This window comes from Streptomyces tricolor (genome assembly GCF_002155905.1).
Lineage (GTDB): Bacteria > Actinomycetota > Actinomycetes > Streptomycetales > Streptomycetaceae > Streptomyces > Streptomyces tricolor.
The window spans coordinates 11,110-28,456 of record NZ_MUMF01000148.1; the positions used below are offsets into that span (position 1 = coordinate 11,110).

A 17,347-nucleotide genomic window follows, 5' to 3' on the forward strand; every position below is an offset into this window, starting at 1 on the left:
GGCCCATCCGGATCTCGGCCGGGCCTTCGCCCGGCTCGTCCCGCGGCTCGACGCCCTCGGCCTGCGGGCCGCGTCGCACGCCCTGCTGGAGCAGGTGGTGTCCCGGCTGGCCTGGGACGCGCGGCGGCTGCGCGACGACCTCGACTCGCTCAACCACCTGGCCGTCGTGCTGGCCGACCGCGGCCACCTGCCGGCCGCCTCGACCGTGCTGGGGACCGCTGTGGAGCTGGGGGCGCGCCAGGACACCGGCCTGGCCGCCGCCCGGACGTTCGCGAACCTGGCGGCGACGAGGATACGGCTGGGCGATCACCACGGGGCGGCCGAGGCCGCGGCGGAGGCGCTCCACCGGGCGCCGGAGGACGACGGCGACACCGTGGACCGTCTGGAGCTGCGCCTGCTGGTGACGTGTGTCCTCGCGGCGGCGGCCCGGATGCAGGACCGGCACGGTGACGCGGACCGGCTCGTCGACGACATCGAGCTGACCGTCCGGCGCCTCGTCGCGGTGGTCGGCGGGCAGCATCCGGCCGCGCTGTCCGCGCTGGTGGCGCTGGCGTCCGCCGAGTTCGAGTCCGCCCGTGCCGCCGACGACCGGGATCGCATGGAGCGGGCCGCGGACGTCCTGGCCATCGCGGCGCAGAAGACGGCGGCGACCGCCGGTGCCCTGCACCCCCAGGCGGTGGCGGCGCTGGTGAGCCTCGCCGCCGCGGAGGGCGACACCGCCGTCCGCAGCGGGGACGGCCGACGGCTGCGGGCGGCCGGCCGCCTGGCGGCCACCGCACGACGGCGGGCCGAGATCGCCGCGCGCGGCCCCGCGGCGGCCCGCCCGCGCCCCGGCGGCCGGTCCGCCGCTCCCCCGCTGCCGGCTCCCCCCACGACGTCCGCACCGGTACGCCGGCGGCCCGCGGCCGCACCGGCCCCGCCCCAGCAGTTCAAGGTGCTCGGACCGGTACGGCTCTACCGGTACGGCGAAGAGGCGTCGGCCGGTTCGCCCCAGCAACGCGCCCTGCTCGCCGTGCTGTTGCTGCGGTCCGGTCGCACCGCCACCGCCGCCGAACTCATCGACGCCGTCTGGGGGGAGGATCCCCCGTCACAGGCACTGGCGGCGCTGCGCACGTACGCGTCCCGGCTCCGCAAGGTCCTCAGCCCCGGCGTCCTGGTCAGCGAGTCCGGCGGTTACGCCATCGCGGTCGCGCCGGGCTCCCTCGACCTGGAGCAGGCGCAGCATCTCGCCGCCGAGGCGGACCGCTGCCGTACGGACGGAAAGTCCGCGCGGGCCCGGATGCTGCTCGACAAGGCGTTGGCACTGTGGGACGGGGAGGCGCTGGCGGGCGTGCCCGGGCCGTTCGCCGAGGCGCACCGGGCCAGGCTGGAGGCGTGGCGGCTGGAGCTGCGGGAAGCCCGGCTCGGCCTGGACCTGGAGCTGGGCGCGCACGCGGAGGCCGTCTCCGAACTCACCTCGCTCACCGGGGCGCACCCGCTGCGCGAGCGGCTGCGCGAGCTGCTGATGCTGGCCCTGTACCGCAGCGGCAGGCAGGCCGAGGCCCTCGCGGTGTACGCCGACACCCGGCGGTTCCTCGCCGAGGAACTGGGGGTCGAACCCGGGCCCGCGCTGCGGGAACTCCAGCAGCGCATCCTCCGGGCCGACCCGGAGCTGGGCGGTGCCGCCGACGGTCCCGAGGCACCCTACCGGGCAGCCCTCGTCCGGCCCGCCCAACTGCCCGCCACCGTCCCGGACTTCACCGGGCGGACGGCGCTCGTGGACGAGCTGGTCACGCTGCTGACGACCGAACCGGGCTTCCTGACGGCCATCTCGGGCGCCGCCGGCATCGGCGGCATCGGCAAGACGACTCTCGCCGTCCACGTCGCCCACGCCGCCCGGTCGGCGTTCCCCGACGGACAGCTCTACGCGGACCTCCAGGGCGTGGGACCGCGGGCCGCGGAGCCCGAGACCGTGCTCGGCAGTTTTCTGCGCGCCCTCGGCACGCCCGACGCCCAGATCCCGGACTCGCTCCACGACCGCGCGGCTCTGTACCGCTCGATGCTGGACCGGCGCCGGGTCCTGGTGCTGCTGGACAACGCCCGGGACTCGGCGCAGGTGCGGCCGTTGCTCCCGGCCGCGCCGGGCTGCGCGACCCTCATCACGAGCCGGGTGCGCATGGTCGATCTGGCCGGTGCCCATCTCGTGGACCTCGATGTGCTCAGCCCCGAGGAGGCGGTCCAGTTCTTCACCGGGATCGTGGGTGAGGAGCGGGTGGCCGCGGAGCGGGAGGCGGCCCTGGACGTGGTGAGCGCCTGCGGCTTCCTGCCGCTCGCGATCCGGATCGCGGCGTCCCGGCTGGCGGCCCGGCGCACCTGGACCGTGGCCGTGCTGGCCGCCAAGCTCGCCGACGAGCGGCGCCGGCTGGACGAACTCCAGGCCGGCGACCTCGCGGTGCGGTCCTCCTTCGAACTCGGCTACGGCCAGCTGGAACCCCACCAGGCGCGGGCCTTCCGGCTGATCGGGCTCGCCGACGGACCGGACATCTCGCTCGCCGCTGCCGCCGCCATGCTGGACGGGCCGCCGGAGGAGACGGAGGACCAGCTGGAGGCGCTGGTCGACACCGGCTTCCTGGAGTCCGCGGCACCGGGCCGCTACCGCTTCCACGACCTCACGCGCCTGTACGCGCGGGCCTGCGCCGAGCGGGAGGCCCCGAGGGAGCGCGACGCGGCGCTCACCCGGCTGCTCGACTTCTATCTGGCGAGCGCGGCCGAGGCGTACGCGGTGGAGCATCCCGGCGACCGCAGTGTGGAACACCTGGCGCCGACGTCCCGCGCGGCGGCCGAGTTCTCCTATCTGGAGGACGCCCGGCGCTGGCTGGGCGCGGAGACGGAGGGCATCCTGTCCTGCGCACGGCAGCTGGCGCACGGCGCCCGGCTGCGCCGGGCGATCGACCTGCTGTGGAGCGTCAAGGACACGGTCGGCGTCCGCAGTCCCCGGCTGTACCACGAGACGGCCGCGGCGGCGAAGCGTGCCGCGCACGCGGCGCGCGACGCGCAGGCCGAGGGCCGGGCGTGCGCCGCGCTGACGGCCGTGCACCTGACGGCGGGCGATCTGCGCGCGGCCGACGCGGAGGCCCAGCGGGCGCTGGTGCTGGCCCTCGCGGTGGACGACCCGGTGACCGGCGCGTGGGTGCAGTACGACCGCGGGGTCATCGCGCTCCAGGAGGGCAGGTTCCCGGAGGCGGACCGCTGTCTGCGCGAGGCGCTGTCCCGGTTCCGCGCCGACGACAACCCGTTCGGCGTGGCCAGCGCGCTGTGCCAGCTCTCCCACGTCGAGGCGGGCGTCGGCAATGTGCGCAGCGCCGTGGCGCTGGCCGAGGAGGCCATCGAACGCATCGGCTCCGAGGCCGCCACCCTGGCGCTGGCCGAGTCGCGGTACGCGCTCGGTATCGCGCTGTCCGCGACCGGCCGGACCGGCGAGGCGCTGAGCCAGCTGGACCAGGCGTTGGTGATCTTCGAGGACTGCGGGCAGGCGCTCGGCGAGGGTATGGTCCGCTTCCGGCGCGCCCAGATCCAGCTGGCGCTGCGGGCGCCCGGCCGGGCCGCCGCCGAGGCCGAGCAGGCGCTCGCGGTGCTCAGCCGGGTCGGGGGGGACCGGCGGCGGGCCGACGTGCTGGTGGTCCTCGGGGACGCGATGGCCGGGCAGGGCGAGTCGGCGCGGGCCCGGACCTGCTGGGCCGAGGCCCTTGCGGTGTACGAACGCGTCCGCGGCCCGGAGGGCGAGGAGCTGTGCCGTCCGCTGCGGGAACGGCTGCACCGGGCCGGCCGTACGGCGGGCGAGGGAGCGGGCCGTGCCGCGGGAAGCTGATCGGATTTCGCCGTCAGGAATGCACAACGGCCCGTGATCGTTGACGATGGGAGTACCACCTGTCGACAACCGAAGGATCAAGAGGCTCGTGAGCAGCAAGGTCCCCCCGATCATCCTCAACAACGGCGTCGAGATGCCCCAGCTGGGCTTCGGCGTCTGGCAGGTGCCGGACGACGAGGCCGAGCGGGCCGTCGCCACGGCGCTGGAGGCCGGGTACCGCAGCATCGACACCGCTGCGATCTACGGCAACGAAGAGGGCACCGGCAAGGCCATCGCCGCCTCCGGCCTGCCCCGCGAGGACATCTTCGTCACCACCAAGCTCTGGAACAGCGACCAGGGGTACGACTCCACGCTGCGCGCGTTCGACGCGTCGCTGGAGAAGCTGGGACTCGACTACGTCGACCTGTACCTGATCCACTGGCCGCTGCCGTCCCGGGACACGTACGTCGACACCTACAAGGCGTTCGAGAAGCTGCACGCCGACGGCCGCGTCCGCGCCATCGGCGTCTCCAACTTCCTGCCCGAGCACCTGCGCCGGCTGCTCGCGGAGACCTCGGTCGTCCCCGCGGTCAACCAGATCGAGCTGCACCCGCACCTGCAGCAGCGCGAGGCGCGCGAGTACCACGCCGAGCAGGGCATCGCCACCGAGGCCTGGTCGCCGCTCGGCCAGGGCAAGGGCCTGCTGGAGGTGCCGGCGATCGTCGCGATCGCGCGGAAGCACGACCGCACCCCGGCCCAGGTGGTGCTGCGCTGGCACCTCCAGCTCGGCAACGTCGTGATCCCGAAGTCCGTGACGCCGTCCCGGATCAAGGAGAACATCGAGGTGTTCGACTTCAGCCTGGACGACGAGGACCTCGCGGCGATCAGCGCGCTCAACGAGGACCGGCGGCTGGGTCCCGACCCCGCCACCTTCGACCTGGCCTGACCCCGGCCCGGCCGTGCGTACCGCCGTCGCGCGGGGCGCACGGCCGGGTGCCGTGCCCGGCTCACTCGACGCGCACGTCCGCGTACACCACTTCGAACTCCTCCAGGCCGACGACGTCCACGTGCGCCTTCGCCGACGCCTCGTGGCGCACGGTCGCCACGGAGCCGCGGGAGGCCGCCAGCGAGGCGCGGTCGACGAACAGGGTGCCGGCCATGGCCCGCCCCCGCTCACGGTCGACCAGCAGGGTCGCCCTGGCCAGTCCGGGCAGCGACTCGGCCCTCGGCACCACCGTGGCCCGGAAGGTGTCGATGACCAGATCCGTGTCCCGGGGGTCGAACTCCATCCTGGTGATGCGCAGTCCGCCGCCCTGCTGCGGCGCTCGGACCTGGTGGACCACCGCCGCCTCGTAGTTGGCGACCGCCACGGTACCCGCGAACGGTTCCAGCAGCGCCCCGCGCCGCTCCCGCATCACCTCGTCGCTGTGCCGGCGCGCCTCCTCGCTCTCCCACCAGCTCACCGCGAGGAGTTTGCCGAGTTCCCGGTCCGCGAACACACCCGCTCCGCGGTATCCGGGGCGTTCTTCCAGCAGGTCCCGCCCCTCGCTGTTCAGCGACCTGACGGCCGTGTCGAGCAGTGCCGGATCTCCGGTCGCGTACACCGCGCGTACGAACATGAGCCTCACCTCCGGGGTGCGGGGACCACCGACAGTGCCGGACGTACATGTCCGGTCTGTCCAGTCTCTACGGCCAGGTAAGTCACCGCAATGCGCTCAGCTTTCAGCCGTTCGCAAGCCCGGGGTTGACGAGGACATGGCGTTGGGCCACCGTGGATCCACCCAGTAAGGAAACTTTCCTAACAGAGGGGAACCCCCCACATGCGCCTGCGCACCCTCACGCTCGCCGCGGCCTCCGGCACCGCCCTGCTCGCCGCCGGACTCCTCCCCGCGCACGCCTCCGCCGCCCCCGAGTCGGTGCGGGAAGGCACGGTCAGCGCCGCCGACCTGCTCGCCAAGGTGACGTCCTGTTCGCAGATCTCCAACAGCAAATACAAGACCGACGACGAGACGTCGGCCACGGTCCCCGTGTGCGGCAAGAACGGCGCGGTGTTCTGGAAGGCCGACATGGACATCGACTGCGACGGCCAGCGCACCGCCAACTGCAACGAGGACCGCGACCCCTGGTACCAGGACGACACGGCCTTCCACCAGTCCGACGGCAAGCCGCTGAACGCGGAGACGCTGCCGTACGTCGTGGTGCCCAGCACCAGCAGCATCTGGAACTACGCGAACGCCGGCATCAAGGGCGGCGGAGTGGTCGCCGTCATCTACAACAACAAGGTGGAGTACGCCGTCGTCGGCGACACCGGCCCCTCGAAGATCATCGGTGAGGCGTCGTACGCCACCGCCAAGGCGCTCGGCATCGACCCCGACCCGGAGACCGGCGGCGCCGAGTCGGGCGTGACCTACATCCTGTTCAAGAACTCCAAGGTCTCCCCCATCGAGAGCCACAGCGCCGCGGTCTCGCTCGGGGACCAGTTGGCCAAGCAGTTCATCGCCAACAACTGAGCGACTGAGTACGTCAGTTGGGCTGGCCCAGCGGGCGGACCACGACGGTGTTGACGTCGACCCCGGCCGGCTGCCGGATCGCCCAGACGACCGAGTCGGCGATCTGGTCGGCGGTCAGGAGATGCCCCGGGGGCAGGCTGCCGTAGCCGTCCCAGAAGGGGGTCTCCACCCGGCCGGGGGCGACCAGCGTGACACCGACCCCGAACTCCGTGACCTGCCGCCTGGTGTTCTCGGCGAGACCGGTGACGGCCCACTTGGTCGCCCCGTAGAGATTGCCGGGCGTGTTCACGAACCCGGCGACGCTGCCGACGAGGACGATCCGCCCGCGGGTCTCCCTCAGCGCGTCGACGGAGGCGCGGATCAGCAGGGCGGGGCCGAGGACGTTGGTGAGGACCATCTCGGCCCAGCCGGCCGGGTCGCCGTCCGCCACCGTGTCATGGGTGGCGAAACCGGCGTTGGCCACGACGGTGTCCAGCCGGCCGTACGCCGTGAGCGTGCGGTCGACCGCGTGCTGGACGTCGGCGAAGGCCGAGGCGTCACCGGCGACGGTCTGCAACTCCTCCGGGTTGCCGAGCCCGTCGGCGAATTCCCGCAGCCGCCGCTCGGTGCGCCCGGTGACGGTGACCCGCCACCCGGCGTCCAGCAGGTGCCGGGCCACGGCCGCGCCGATACCGGTGCCGCCACCGGTGACGAGCGCGGCCGGAGCGTCGTTCGTGGTCATGCCGTTCCCCCTGTACGTCGGTCGACGCCGGGAGTCCATCACTTCGAGAGGACTCGAAGTCAAGTGCCGGGGCCTGTCCGGCAGGCCCTAGCCCCGGCGGACCGCCGTGTGCACGGTGTACGCCCCCAGCACGAACACGTCCGGCCGGACGTGCACGCTCGCCGGGTCGGAGGGGTCGAGCAGCCGGTCGAGGGTGGCGCGGTCGTCGGCGTCCAGCTCCTCGCCGATGCCCTCGCGCAGGCGGGACAGATGCGCGGCGACATAGGCGCGGGCCCGGTCGGGAGTGGGGGCGGGCAGGTCGAGCAGGAAGGTGCGGGTGCGGGTGTGCTTGAGGCCGGCGGCGGTCAGCAGGGCGGGCCAGTCCTCGGTCTCGGCGACGGACCCCGGCAGGTCGGCGCGCATCCGCGCGAACCACTCCTCCTCCAGGGCGTCCAGCCGCGCCTGGAGTCCGGGGCGGCCGATGCCGATGTCCCGGGGCAGGAAGCGGGAGGGCAGACCGCCCTCCAGGAGGGCGAGGGTGCCGCCGGGAGCGAGCCGCTCGGCGAACGCGGCGAGCGCGGCCCGCTGGTCACCGAGGTGGTGCAGACTGCGACTCGCCCACAGCAGGTCCGCCGGGTACTCCAACTCGTCCAGCACTTCCGGCAGTTCACCGGCGAGGGTGTCGAAGCGGTCGGCGACGCCCTGGCGGGCGGCCCGGTCGCGGGCGCGCTCCAGCAGCGGCGCGGTGGCGTCGACGGCGACGACCCGGGCGCCGGGGAACGCCTCGGCGAACAGGCAGGAGACCACACCGGGGCCACTGCCCGCGTCCACGATCAGGCCCGGCTCGGTCACCTCCTGTCCGAGCCAGGCCATGGCCCGCTCGTAGACGGGGGTGAACAGCTCCGCCTGCGACTCCAGCAGGGGACCCAGCTCGTTCCAGTCGATGTCCGTGCCGTGTCCGTGCCCGTGGCCGTGCCGGTGCCCGTGGCCGTGCCGGTGCTCGGTCTCGTGGTGGTCGTGCGCCATGGTGATCAGCCTCTCTTCCGGATGCCGACAGGGTGCGACGGCACGCCGGACGGAGGCCAGTTCTGTTGCGGATATGGCAAAAGCGTCGTGCACCCCCGGCAAGGTTCCCGGGGGTGCGGGGGGCGCCCCGGCGCGGTTCGCCGGGACCTGAACGCGTGCTCCGCCGGGGCCCGGCCGGTCGGGCCCGGCCCCGGCGGACGCTCACCCGGCTACGACAGCGGCGGGTAGGCGTTCTGCATCAGCTGCTGGAACTGGGCGGAGAACCAGTGCCCGGCCAGCGGGGAGTTCGGCAGCGCGCCCGAGGGGTTGTTGCCGTTGCGGGCGTTGCCTCCGTAGGTGGGGTCGCACATCCGGTCGAAGCCCTTGCCCTCGTCGTTGTCGATGGCGGAGCTGGCTCCGTCGGACTCCCCCGGCGGCTTGGCCCACACGTAGGCGTCGATCCCGGCCGCGGGGGCCGCGGTCGGCCGCTCACCGAGACCGGCACCGCTCTGGTTGCACCAGTTGCCGACGTGGATGCGCCGGTCGATCCGGCTGCCGTTGACGTAGTTGTCGACCGAGGTCAGCGGGCCGGGGCCGGTGGGCCGGGCGGAGCCGCCCCAGCCGTTGCGGGAGGTGTCGATCAGCATGCCGATACCGGAGCTGAACCCGGACGCGATCAGCTTGTCCCGCAGGCCCTGCGCGTACGACTGCTCGTCCACGTACTGGTTCCAGTCGACCCACTTCGACTGGCGGACGGTCTGGCCGTTCACGCTGTCGGAGACCTTGAAGTACGGCTCCTTGGTCGGGCTGTAGTTGGCCGTGTTGACGATGAAGCCGGCCACGTCGCTCAGGCTGGCGCCGTTGGTCGTGGCGACCTTGTAGAACTCCTGGGCGGTCGGGCCGAGGTTGGTGTCCCAGCCGAGCCAGCCGTGGTGGCCGGCGTCGATGTAGTTGTAGACGTTCGGGATGGCCCCGAGCTTGTCCAGGGCGTAGCTGACGCCCTTCTCGTAATTGCCGTTGGCCTTCATGGTCACGCAGGCGTCGGTGGTGGTGTTGGTGCCGCCGGCGTTGGTGACCAGGTTGGGCAGCGAGTCGGGCTCGATCAGGGTGGAGATGCGCAGACCCGCGTACTTGGCGTCGGCCAGGATCGCCGCGATGGCGTCGATGTACTGGGTCTTGTACTTGTCGATCTCGGTGGGGCCGAGTTCGCCGTTGGAGGCGAGGGCCGCGCAGTCGCGGCCGGGGAGGTCGTAGATGACCAGCTGGACGACCAGCTCGCCGGAGCCCTTCTGCTTGAGCGCCTCGTCCAGGTGCGCGCGCAGCCCCATCTTGCCGTCCACGCCGTTGATGGCGGCGATGCGGTCCAGCCACACGAAGGTGGGCTGGTTGGCGACGCGGCTGCCGCCCGGTTCGGCGGCGGCCAGCGCCGACCACTGCGGGTTCACGTACACCTTGGCGCCGGAGTAGGGGTTGTCGACGCGGCCCGCGCCGCCTCCGCCGTTGTCGCCGCCCCCGCCGTTGTCGCCACCGCCTCCGTTGTCGCCGCCGCCGCTGTCGACGTTGCAGGTGACGCCGTCGAGGGTGAAGGTGGCGGGCACCGCGTTGGTGCCGCTGTAGGTGCCCTGGAAGCCGAAGCTGACCGAACCGCCGGAGGCCAGCGTGCCGTTGTAGCTCTCGTTGGCGGCGGTGACCGCGGTGCCGCTCTGGCTGAGCTTCGCGCTCCAGCCGCTGGTGACCTTCTGGTTGCCGGCGAAGGACCACTTCACCGACCAGCCGGACTTGGCGGCGGCGTTGTTGGTGACGGTGACGGCGGCGGTGAAGCCGGTGTCCCACTGGTTCTGCACCTTGTAGTCGACGGTGCAGGGGACGGCGTCGGCGGCGGCGGAGGCCGGCTGTGTGCCGAGCGCCGCCCCGGACGCCCCGGCGACCAGCGCCAGGGCGGCGAGCAGTGATGTTCGGGTACGACTCATGAGTGCGGGTTCCTTCGTTCCTTCGGTGTTCGGTGGGATCTGCGGGATCTACGGGGCAAGGGCGCGCAGGCGGTCACGCGGCCCGCGGCAGGTGGTCCGGCAGCTCTCGCCGGAACAGGCGGGGGCGCGGCGGGCGGCGGCGGGATCGCCGGTGGGTCGCCCGGTCCGGGCACGGCTCGTGGCACCGGCCGCACGCGGTCGCCCGGTCGTCCGTGAAGGTGCGCCCCGGTGCCCGCCGACGGCGGCTAAAAGTACTGAACGCGGGGGGTGTCGCATGAGCGAGTCCTTGCAGTTTGCGCGTCGTGACGGACGCGTCGACTGAACGGAACCGCTCCCACTGGTGCGAGTGAAGGTAGCGCCAAGTGGCCGGTATGCCCAGGGGAGTTGCTTGACTTTTCTTTAACCGGGTCCGTCGAATCTTTTCGACTCTTCAAGCGTCTTGACCGCCCCTTGGCCCGTCTTCACTATGGGAGCGCTCCCACTGGTTCAAGCCTTGACTTCTCTTACCGAGCCGCAAGCCCGCAAGGAGGAACCAGCACATGGATCCCGGACGCAGACGCAGAGCCGTGCGCCGGCTGTGGACCGCCATGGCCGCCGCGCTCGCCCTGCCCTTGTCGATGCTCGCCACCGGACACACGGCCGCGCACGCGGCGGCCGTGCAGTGCAGCGTCGACTACAAGACGAACGACTGGGGCTCGGGCTTCACCGCCGATCTCACGATCACCAACCGCGGCACGGACACCATCGACGGCTGGACGCTGACGTACGGCTACACGGGCAACCAGAAGCTGACGGGCGGCTGGAACGGCACCTGGTCCCAGTCCGGTCAGACGGTCACCGTGAAGAACGCCTCGTACAACGGCACCATCGCCGCGGGCGCCGGCGTGTCCACCGGCGCCCAGTTCACCTACAGCGGCACCAACACCGCCCCCACCTCGTTCGCCGTCAACGGCACCACCTGCGCCGGCGCCCACCAGCCGCCGGTGACCGTGCTGACCAGCCCGAGCGCGGGCGCGGTCTACACCCAGGGCGAGGCGGTACCGCTCGCGGCGACCGCGGCGGCGGCCGACAACGCCAGCATCAGCAAGGTGGAGTTCTACGACGACACCACGCTGCTGGGCACGGACACGAGCGCGCCGTACACGCTCTCGGTCTCCACTCTGGCCGCGGGCAGTCACTCGCTGGTGGCGAAGGCGTACGACAGCCTCGGCGCGTCCGCCGCCTCCACCCCGGTCGGCATCACCGTCGCCTCCGGCCCCGCCGTGGTCGCCTCGCCGAGCCAACTGGGCGTGCAGCAGGGCAAGTCGGGCACGTTCTCGGTGAAGCTGTCGACGCAGCCGAGCGCGAACGTGACGGTGGGCGTCGCCCGCACGGCCGGCAACACCGGCTTGTCGGTGACGAGTGGATCCTCGCTGACCTTCACCCCGTCGAACTGGAACACCGCGCAGCCGGTGACCGTCACGGCGGACTCCTCCGGCACCGGCAGCGCGACCTTCACCGCGTCGGCCACCGGCCACACCAAGGCGACGGTCACGGTCACCGAGCTGCCCGCGTCGAAGGCGTACGACGCCCGCTTCCTGGAGCTGTACGGGAAGATCACCAACCCGGCGAACGGCTACTTCTCCCCCGAGGGCGTCCCGTACCACTCGGTGGAGACGCTGATCGTCGAGGCCCCTGACCACGGCCACGAGACCACGTCGGAGGCGTACAGCTACCTTCTCTGGCTCCAGGCGATGTACGGCAAGGTCACCGGCGACTGGTCCAAGTTCAACGGCGCCTGGGAGATCATGGAGAAGTACATGATCCCCACCCACGCCGACCAGCCGACGAACTCCTTCTACAACGCCTCCAAGCCGGCGACGTACGCACCCGAGCTGGACACCCCGAACGAGTACCCGGCGAAGCTGGACACGGCCGTGCCGGTGGGTTCGGACCCGATCGCCGGTGAGCTGAAGAGCGCCTACGGCACGGACGACGTCTACGGCATGCACTGGATCCAGGACGTGGACAACGTCTACGGCTACGGCAACGAGCCCGGCAAGTGCGAGGCCGGCCCCACGGCCACCGGACCGTCGTACATCAACACCTTCCAGCGCGGCGCGCAGGAGTCGGTCTGGGAGACGGTGCCGCAGCCGACCTGCGACGCCTTCAAGTACGGCGGCAGGAACGGCTACCTGGACCTGTTCACCGGCGACAGCTCCTACGCCAAGCAGTGGAAGTTCACCAACGCCCCGGACGCGGACGCGCGCGCGGTGCAGGCCGCGTACTGGGCCGATGTGTGGGCGAAGGCGCAGGGCAAGGGCGGTGACGTGTCCGCGACGGTCGCCAAGGCCGCGAAGATGGGCGACTACCTGCGGTACGCCATGTACGACAAGTACTTCAAGAAGATCGGCAACTGCACGAGCACGTCCTGCCCGGCCGGCTCCGGCAAGGACGCCTCGCACTACCTGCTGTCCTGGTACTACGCCTGGGGCGGCGCCACGGACACCTCCGCCGGCTGGGCCTGGCGGATCGGCTCCAGCCATGTCCACGGCGGCTACCAGAACCCCCTCGCCGCCTACGCGCTCAGCTCCTACGCCGCCCTGAAGCCCAAGTCGGCGACGGGCGCGAGCGACTGGTCGACCTCGCTCAAGCGGCAGCTGGAGTTCTACCAGTGGCTCCAGTCCTCCGAGGGCGCCATCGCGGGCGGCGCGACCAACAGCTGGCAGGGCCGCTACGCCGCCCCGCCGGCCGGTGCCGCCACCTTCTACGGCATGTACTACGACTGGCAGCCCGTCTACCACGACCCGCCGTCCAACCAGTGGTTCGGGTTCCAGGCGTGGTCGATGGAGCGGGTCGCCGAGTACTACCAGCAGACCGGGAACGCCACGGCGAAGGCGATCCTCGACAAGTGGGTGAAGTGGGCGCTGTCCAAGACCACGATCAACCCGGACGGCACCTACCGGATCCCCTCCACCCTCCAGTGGTCGGGCCAGCCCGACACCTGGAACGCGTCGAACCCCGGCTCCAACAGCGGGCTGCACGTCACGGTCGCCGACTACACCGACGACGTCGGCGTGGCCGCCGCGTACGCCAAGACCCTGACGTACTACGCCGCCAGGTCCGGTGACGCCGCGGCAAAGTCCACGGCGAAGGCGCTGCTGGACGGCATGTGGAGCAACTACCAGGACAGCCTCGGCATCGCCGTCCCCGAGACCCGCGCCGACTACAGCCGGTTCGACGACGGCGTGTACGTGCCGAGCGGCTGGACGGGCACCATGCCCAACGGTGACGCGATCAACTCCTCGTCCACGTTCTCCTCGCTGCGGTCCTTCTACAAGAGCGACCCGAACTGGTCGAAGGTCGAGGCCTACCTCAAGGGCGGCGCCGCGCCCGTCTTCACCTACCACCGGTTCTGGGCCCAGGCGGACATCGCCCTGGCCCTGGGCTCGTACGCGGAGCTGCTCGAATGACCAGTCCCCGCTGAGGCTCCGTGTACCGCGACGGGCGGCCCCCACCCGCACTGGGGGCCGCCCCGTCGTCGCGCGTTCCCTTCGAGGAAGGACCCCACCGTGCGCAGAACCCGCGTCCTCACCGCCGTACTGGCTCTCGCCGCCGGACTGCTCGCCGGCACCCCTCCCGCACTGGCCGCCCCCGCCCCGCGGGCCGCCCTCGCCGCGGACGCCTACACCTGGCACAACGCCCGGATCGACGGCGGCGGCTTCGTCCCCGGGATCGTGTTCAACCGCTCCGAGAAGAACCTGATCTACGCCCGCACCGACATCGGCGGCGCCTACCGCTGGCAGGAGGCGACGAAGACCTGGACCCCGCTGCTGGACTCGGTCGGCTGGAGCGAGTGGGGCCACACGGGTGTGGTGAGCCTGGCGTCCGACCCGGTCGACCCGGACAGGGTGTACGCGGCCGTGGGGACGTACACCAACAGCTGGGACCCGACGAACGGCGCGGTGCTGCGCTCCGCCGACCGGGGCGCGAGCTGGCGGAAGGCGGACCTGCCGTTCAAGCTGGGCGGCAACATGCCCGGCCGGGGCATGGGCGAACGGCTCGCGGTCGACCCGCACAGGAACAGCGTGCTGTACCTGGGCGCGCCCAGCGGCAAGGGCCTGTGGCGGTCGGCGGACTCCGGGGCGACCTGGTCGCAGGTGACGAACTTCCCGAACCCCGGCACCTACCGGCAGGACCCGGGCGATGCGACCGGGTACGCGAGCGACAACCAGGGCATCGTCTGGGTCACCTTCGACGAGTCGACGGGGTCCCCCGGGAGCGCGACGAAGACGATCTACGTGGGGGTCGCCGACCAGGACAACGCGGTCTACCGCTCGACGGACGCGGGCGCCACCTGGACCCGGCTGGCCGGGCAGCCCACGGGCCACCTGGCGCACAAGGGCGTCCTGGACGCCGAGAACGGCTACCTGTACCTCGCCTACAGCGACAAGGGCGGCCCGTACGACGGCGGCAAGGGCCGGCTGTGGCGGTACGCGACGGCGACCGGCACCTGGACGGACATCAGCCCGGTCGCGGAGGCCGACACCTCCTACGGCTTCAGCGGGCTGACCGTCGACCGGCAGCGTCCGGGCACGGTGATGGCGACGGCGTACAGCTCCTGGTGGCCGGACACCCAGCTCTTCCGCTCCACCGACAGCGGCGCCACCTGGACGAAGGCCTGGGACTACACGTCGTACCCGAACCGCTCGAACCGCTACACGATCGACGTGTCCTCCTCCCCCTGGCTGACCTTCGGCGCGCACCCGTCCCCGCCCGAGCAGACGCCGAAACTGGGCTGGATGACGGAGTCCCTGGAGATCGACCCGTTCGACTCCGCCCGCATGATGTACGGGACCGGGGCCACCGTCTACGGCACCGAGAACCTGACCGCGTGGGACAGCGGCGGCACCTTCACCGTACGGCCGATGGTGCGGGGCCTGGAGGAGACGGCCGTGAACGACCTCGCGGCACCGCCCTCCGGCGGCGCCCGGCTGTTCAGCGCGCTCGGCGACATCGGCGGCTTCCGGCACACGGACCTCACCGAGGTGCCGTCGATGATGTACACCTCCCCCGCCTTCACCACGACCACCAGCCTGGACTTCGCCGAGACGGACCCGGACACGGTGGTCCGGGTGGGCGACCTGGACTCCGGTCCGCACATCGCGTTCTCGACGGACAACGGCGCCACCTGGTCCGCCGGCACGGATCCGTCGGGGGTGAGCGGGGGCGGCACGGTGGCGGCGGCGTCCGACGGCAGCCGGTTCGTCTGGAGCCCGGCCGGCACGGGCGTGCGGTACACGACGGGCTTCGGCGCGTCCTGGTCGGCGTCGAGCGGCATCCCGGCCGGCGCCGTCGTCGAGTCGGACCGCGTCGACCCGAAGACCTTCTACGGCTTCAAGTCCGGGACGTTCTACGTGAGTACGGACGGCGGCGCGACCTTCACCGCCTCCTCGGCGACGGGCCTGCCGAGCGGCGACGGCGTGCGCTTCAAGGCACTGCCCGGCGCGAAGGGCGACATCTGGCTGGCCGGCGGGGCCGCGGACGGCGCGTACGGCCTGTGGCACTCCACGGACGGCGGCGCGAGCTTCGGCAGGCTGTCGAACGTGGAGCAGGCCGACACGATCGGCTTCGGCAAGGCCGCGGCGGGAGCCTCGTACCAGACGCTGTACACCAGCGCGCGGATCGGCGGGGTGCGCGGCATCTTCCGCTCCACGGACAAGGGCGCGACCTGGACCCGTATCAACGACGACGCCCACCAGTGGGGATGGACGGGCGCCGCGATCACGGGCGACCCGCGGGTGTACGGCCGTGTGTACGTCGCGACCAACGGCCGGGGCGTGATCTACGGCGACACCTCCGACTCCAGCGGGGGCGGCGGTGACGGTGGTACGACTCCTCCCCCGGCCGGCGCCTGCACCGTCACCTACAAGATCACCAACCAGTGGGCGGACGGCTTCCAGGCGGACGTCCGGCTCACCAACACCGGCTCGACGGCCTGGAACGGCTGGTCCCTCGGCTGGACCTTCCCGAGCGGCCAGCAGATCACCCAGCTGTGGAACGCCGGCCACACGCAGTCGGGGGCGGCGGTGACGGTGCGGAACGTGACCTGGAACGGCACCGTGGCGGCGGGTTCGTCGGTGGCCTTCGGCTTCACCGGCAGCTGGTCGGGCGCGAACGCCGGACCGGCGTCGTTCAAGCTGGGCGACCAGACCTGTACGACCGCCTGATCCCGGGTCCTGCCGGGCAGCGGGTGCCGCGCGGGCCTGGTGCGCCGGCGGTTCCCGTGGTGTGCTGGTAGTGGCGGGAAGGGACGCGTCGACCACGCGGAGAAGCGGCCGAGTGCCGCGCACCGCGCAATCCGGATCCGCGAGAAGCGGGTGGCGCCCTTCCCGTCTCGCCCTTCCCGTCTCGTGCTTCCCACCCCTCCTCCACGGGCGCGCCCGGGCCGAAGGGCCCCCGGCCGGGACCGTGCGGCCCATGGTGCCGGACGCCCGGCGCGGCCAGGCTGGGCGCAGGAGCCAGAGGAAGGGAGCCGGAGCGATGACCTCCGCCACCACCATGACCACAGCTCTGCCGGCCGAGCAGCGGGCAGCCCTGATGCGCCTCGCCCGCGAGGTCGCGTTCGCGGCCGGCACCCGGCTGTTCGAGGAGGGCGGGCGCGCCGACCGCTTCTGGATCGTGCGCACCGGCACCGTCGCCCTCGACCTGCGGGTGCCGGGCCGCCGGCCCGCCGTCATCGAGACCCTGGGGCACAGCGAACTCATCGGCTGGTCCTGGCACTTCCCGCCGTACCGGTGGCAGCTGGGCGCCGAGGCGACGAGCCCGGTACGGGCCTACGAGTTCGACGCCGGCTCCGTGCGCGCGCTGTGCGCGGAGGACCCCGCGTTCGGCCGGGCCATCGCGTGCTGGGTGGGCCGGGTGGTCGCCCAGCGGCTGCACGCCTCCCGGATCCGGCTGCTCGATCTCTACGCCCCCTACGGCAGCGGCTCCCTGGTCTGAGCGCCGTGTCCGCCCCGAGTCCGTCGGCCGGGCCGACGGCGACGATCCACGAGGACCCGCAGTGGGGCCGTCCGGCCCTTCCGCGGCCGGGGCGCCCCCGGTTCGCTGGTCCCATGCCCGAGACCCACGAGCTGTCCGCACCGGCCCCGGCCGCCGGCCCCACGGTGCTGGCGCTGCCCGGAGAGATCGACCTGCTGACCGTGCCCGCCCTGTCGGCGCGGCTCGACGCGCTCACCGCGCGCCCGCGCCCCGACCTGGTGCTGGACCTCCGGCCGACCGAGTTCATCGACTGCGCCGGCCTGGGCGTGCTGTGCCGGGCGCGCAACCGGGTGCTGGCCCGGCACAGCACGCCCAG

General features: G+C 72.5%; 11 protein-coding genes. 7 read left to right on the forward strand and 4 right to left on the reverse strand.

The features are described 5' to 3' along the window. The first annotated feature begins 856 nt into the window (after nucleotides 1-856). Nucleotides 857-3,847: an AfsR/SARP family transcriptional regulator gene (locus CCN44_RS12005; RefSeq protein ID WP_237481044.1), complete on the forward strand. Its 2,991-nt coding sequence runs from the start codon at nucleotides 857-859 to the stop codon at nucleotides 3,845-3,847. 88 nt (nucleotides 3,848-3,935) lie between these two features. Continuing rightward, complete coding sequence (locus CCN44_RS12010) at nucleotides 3,936-4,772, forward strand: aldo/keto reductase (RefSeq protein ID WP_059254331.1); 837 nt, start codon at nucleotides 3,936-3,938, stop codon at nucleotides 4,770-4,772. Nucleotides 4,773-4,833: 61 nt separating this feature from the next. Here the strand turns inward: CCN44_RS12010 and CCN44_RS12015 are convergent, their stop codons facing one another. Further along, entirely contained in the window at nucleotides 4,834-5,445 is a 612-nt protein-coding gene (locus tag CCN44_RS12015; RefSeq protein ID WP_059254329.1) for a hypothetical protein, read from the reverse strand. A 201-nt stretch (nucleotides 5,446-5,646) separates the two neighbouring features. On the opposite strand from CCN44_RS12015, the gene CCN44_RS12020 reads away from it, so the two are divergent. Then, entirely contained in the window at nucleotides 5,647-6,336 is a 690-nt protein-coding gene (locus tag CCN44_RS12020; RefSeq protein ID WP_086697644.1) for a glycoside hydrolase family 75 protein, read from the forward strand. Between the two features lie 13 nt (nucleotides 6,337-6,349). On the opposite strand, the gene CCN44_RS12025 is transcribed toward CCN44_RS12020, so the two are convergent. From CCN44_RS12025 to CCN44_RS12035, 3 genes are all read right to left on the reverse strand, one after another. Further along, nucleotides 6,350-7,057 carry an SDR family oxidoreductase gene (locus CCN44_RS12025; RefSeq protein WP_086697645.1) on the reverse strand — a complete coding sequence of 236 codons (708 nt, stop codon included), beginning with the start codon at nucleotides 7,055-7,057 and terminating at the stop codon, nucleotides 6,350-6,352. Between the two features lie 87 nt (nucleotides 7,058-7,144). Then, entirely contained in the window at nucleotides 7,145-8,062 is a 918-nt protein-coding gene (locus CCN44_RS12030; RefSeq protein ID WP_086697646.1) for a class I SAM-dependent methyltransferase, read from the reverse strand. A 209-nt stretch (nucleotides 8,063-8,271) separates the two neighbouring features. Beyond that, nucleotides 8,272-10,011, reverse strand: a complete 1,740-nt coding sequence (locus CCN44_RS12035; RefSeq protein ID WP_059254321.1) for a glycoside hydrolase family 6 protein — start codon at nucleotides 10,009-10,011, stop codon at nucleotides 8,272-8,274. Between the two features lie 539 nt (nucleotides 10,012-10,550). Between CCN44_RS12035 and CCN44_RS12040 the strand changes: the two genes are divergently transcribed. The 4 genes from CCN44_RS12040 to CCN44_RS12055 all read left to right on the forward strand — a co-directional run. Next, nucleotides 10,551-13,463 carry a glycoside hydrolase family 48 protein gene (locus CCN44_RS12040; protein WP_086697647.1) on the forward strand — a complete coding sequence of 971 codons (2,913 nt, stop codon included), beginning with the start codon at nucleotides 10,551-10,553 and terminating at the stop codon, nucleotides 13,461-13,463. Nucleotides 13,464-13,562: 99 nt separating this feature from the next. Further along, nucleotides 13,563-16,220 carry a cellulose binding domain-containing protein gene (locus tag CCN44_RS12045; protein ID WP_086697648.1) on the forward strand — a complete coding sequence of 886 codons (2,658 nt, stop codon included), beginning with the start codon at nucleotides 13,563-13,565 and terminating at the stop codon, nucleotides 16,218-16,220. Between the two features lie 313 nt (nucleotides 16,221-16,533). Continuing rightward, entirely contained in the window at nucleotides 16,534-16,992 is a 459-nt protein-coding gene (locus tag CCN44_RS12050) for a cyclic nucleotide-binding domain-containing protein (protein WP_059254314.1), read from the forward strand. 113 nt (nucleotides 16,993-17,105) lie between these two features. Next, nucleotides 17,106-17,347 (forward strand): STAS domain-containing protein (locus tag CCN44_RS12055; RefSeq protein WP_143649707.1); only part of this gene is annotated, 242 nt, incomplete at its 3' end.

Coding starts and splice junctions, on each gene's coding strand:
- CCN44_RS12015 (WP_059254329.1), bottom strand. CDS start 5,445: ATGTTCGTACGCGCGGTGTACGCGACCGGAGATCCGGCACTGCTCGAC.
- CCN44_RS12020 (WP_086697644.1), top strand. CDS start 5,647: ATGCGCCTGCGCACCCTCACGCTCGCCGCGGCCTCCGGCACCGCCCTG.
- CCN44_RS12025 (WP_086697645.1), bottom strand. CDS start 7,057: ATGACCACGAACGACGCTCCGGCCGCGCTCGTCACCGGTGGCGGCACC.
- CCN44_RS12030 (WP_086697646.1), bottom strand. CDS start 8,062: ATGGCGCACGACCACCACGAGACCGAGCACCGGCACGGCCACGGGCAC.
- CCN44_RS12035 (WP_059254321.1), bottom strand. CDS start 10,011: ATGAGTCGTACCCGAACATCACTGCTCGCCGCCCTGGCGCTGGTCGCC.
- CCN44_RS12040 (WP_086697647.1), top strand. CDS start 10,551: ATGGATCCCGGACGCAGACGCAGAGCCGTGCGCCGGCTGTGGACCGCC.
- CCN44_RS12050 (WP_059254314.1), top strand. CDS start 16,534: ATGACCTCCGCCACCACCATGACCACAGCTCTGCCGGCCGAGCAGCGG.